Here is a 2627-nt window from a genome sequence, read left to right as displayed (position 1 = left end):
TCCAACTCCGGCTACCACGCAGTGCCGACGCAGGAGGCATTGTCGCTGGTAGCAAAGTTAGGTGCATTCAACTCTTCCTTTTACTTGCAGACAATTTTTTCCGACCATCAATTACTATGACTGATGGTGTTTTCAAGCCGGCAGCCCTACTAATTCTGGCCTTGGTTAACACCTTGTTTACTTTGATACGGTTGTTTTTCGTCATTATAATTAGGTAAACACTATGGTGAGATTTTTCTGCTTTGTTATAAATAGGCAGTTGTTTTTCGAAACCATGAAGTAAATTATTATTTGTGGACAATTTTACTTCCAGATTTACTTTTGCATCATAGCCTCTACTTAACTTAAAATCTACTGGGCCACTACCTGCATTAGGCTCTCTACTTAAATCAACATTGTTCGCCCTACAATATGTATCTGCAACTCCATAAAGTAGCTTTTGTACATATCGCTCATTTCTTTGAGTCCCGTCAGAATCGTAAAGAAACTCCCACCAACCATTGTCCTCGATTAATGACTTTAACTGAAAGCATATTACTTTTATAACTTCGAGAATGTTTTCAGGGGTGACAGGATTATATTTTCTAAGGTTGATTGCATTCTCCTCTACTGCTTTATTCGCTAACTCTATCCATTTAAACTCATTGAATGGATCATTTTTAAAGTCATAAGGCTTTCTTGGTTTAATTTCATAGACTTCAAGTAGATGCTTCAATAACTCTTTGTTACTTAGTAATTCATCCTTCAATGATCTCTTACTTCTCGATTTAATGTATTTCTTCCAACTTCCTCCAACAATAGTATTTGTTCTTTCTCTTAACTCTTCATTATAACCTTCAACAGAAGAAATATCATGCCACGAGTCGGCAATTGGAATTCTGCGAAGTAAGTCTCTTGGCAGAAACATTATTGGCTTTCCATCATTATATTCATTCTTTGGTAAGAAAATCTCTTCTCCACTATATTTAAATCGAGTTGACTTTATATGTAATTCTTTTGTTAATCTTTCAGTGTACCTGACAATATTGTCATATATTATGGATATCGTCATGTCACTTATTCGATCAGAGCCAATCCCTTCCTCAAAAAGTCCAATTAATTCAAATATTTGTGGGTCTTCAAATCCTGCATCAACTATTATTTTTCCTGTTTCAGCAAGTTGGCGTGCAAAGTGTATTCCAATTCCTCCACCATGATTTCCTTCAGATGAAAACCCTAGACTGATATATGGTATTTCTTTAAACTTTAATTTTTTAACTGCTTCAGCGTAAAACTTATCATTCTTGTCCTGAGATATTTTTAATAATTTCATCACTTTCCTAAAGTGATCATCAAATTTTTCTCTAGCATTCTCAAACTCAGGAATATTTAGTGAATTCAATAAAGAAGGGTCAACATGGAAATTTGAATCCATATCTATAAAGCTATTAAATACACCAACTTCATCTAGTTTTTCGGCGCTTACTCCAACCAAAGTATTTAGTCTAACAGGCATAAGTATATCGTTCTCTTCTAAAAAGTAAAACCTGCATCTAAAATAAGTTTTTTCTTACGTTGCACCTAACTCCGGCTACCACGCAGCCCGTAGCTTGCGGAGGGTTGTCGCTGGTAGCAAAGTTCTGCGCAGTCAATTCTTTTCTTCAATATATTTATAAATCCTCATATTCCTAACCGTATCGCTTATGAATCGCTGATGCATCTTAGAAACAAGTTCCTCTACTGTTGCCACATCTAAGTTTTGTGAATTTGAGCGTATTTTCCCTTCCGTCCTTATCACCCAACCTCTATTAACAATTCCGTTAATATCCCGTCCAAACATATTCAACGTAAACGGTTCAAATATTGCGAATGTAATTTTCCTTTCTATTGCATCTTCAATACTGTAGTTCAACTCATTTAATATTTCACTATCTGTATACTTCATTCTTAATGCGCTATATAGGATACTGTCCAACTCTGTTTTTGTTTCCTCTTTTCTAAAAACTCTGTACGTACTTTCAAAGTTAAGAGGAAGAAGTAAGTTCAGTACTGTATCGTAATTCTCCAAATGAAAGTGAAGTCTACTTGAAAAAATGATAAATTCCATGTCTTTTTCTCCAATAATTCCAACAGTACAAGGTGGATTAAACGGGTAATTTTCACGTTGCTTCTGTAAGTATTGGAGACCTTCTTCATACATCCCTTTTTGTATGCAGTGATCTACGATTTTTCTGTAGTACTCCGGCATTAGCCACTGGATCAACCCGAAAGGAATAGAATCTTGGCTATAGGAAGCAACTGAAGCATTTTTATCATATGAATTGACAGCAAATTCATTTTGGATAAATGATCTCATTAATCTCACACTTTCATCAAAATTCCCTAGACTTTCATTTATCTCAATCCTCCTACTCAAAAGCCATAAATTATCTATACTACCCTCGATGTAGGATAATCTCCAATCGTCAATAATTCTTTCAGCATTATAGAATGCACCAACTTGAATTAAACTGTCCACAGAACTTCTTTGCTCGATAGTTAATTCTTGCGCATTCAGTTGTGATGCAGTGTTTGCAAGGAGCATAACAAGTACCAATCTCCACTTAATTTTCTTCCGTATTCCCATTTTAGAGCTTGTTGGGAAATTT

General features: G+C 35.3%; 2 protein-coding genes. Both read right to left on the bottom strand.

Annotated elements, in window-relative coordinates; genetic code table 11:
- Positions 1-67: 67 nt before the first annotated feature.
- Positions 68-1495: a hypothetical protein gene (locus tag ACRBG0_RS28185; protein ID WP_431490163.1), complete on the bottom strand. Its 1428-nt coding sequence runs from the start codon at positions 1493-1495 to the stop codon at positions 68-70.
- A gap of 132 nt (positions 1496-1627) precedes the next feature.
- Positions 1628-2627: hypothetical protein (locus ACRBG0_RS28180; RefSeq protein ID WP_431490162.1), on the bottom strand; the 1000-nt coding region annotated here is incomplete at its 5' end.

The sequence above is a fragment of the Lewinella sp. genome (assembly GCF_050633125.1).
GTDB lineage: Bacteria > Bacteroidota > Bacteroidia > Chitinophagales > Saprospiraceae > Lewinella.
Note: the sequence above shows the minus strand (reverse complement) of the source record. Positions and strands in the feature narration are given on the sequence as shown.

Coding starts and splice junctions, on each gene's coding strand:
- ACRBG0_RS28185 (WP_431490163.1), bottom strand. CDS start 1,495: ATGCCTGTTAGACTAAATACTTTGGTTGGAGTAAGCGCCGAAAAACTA.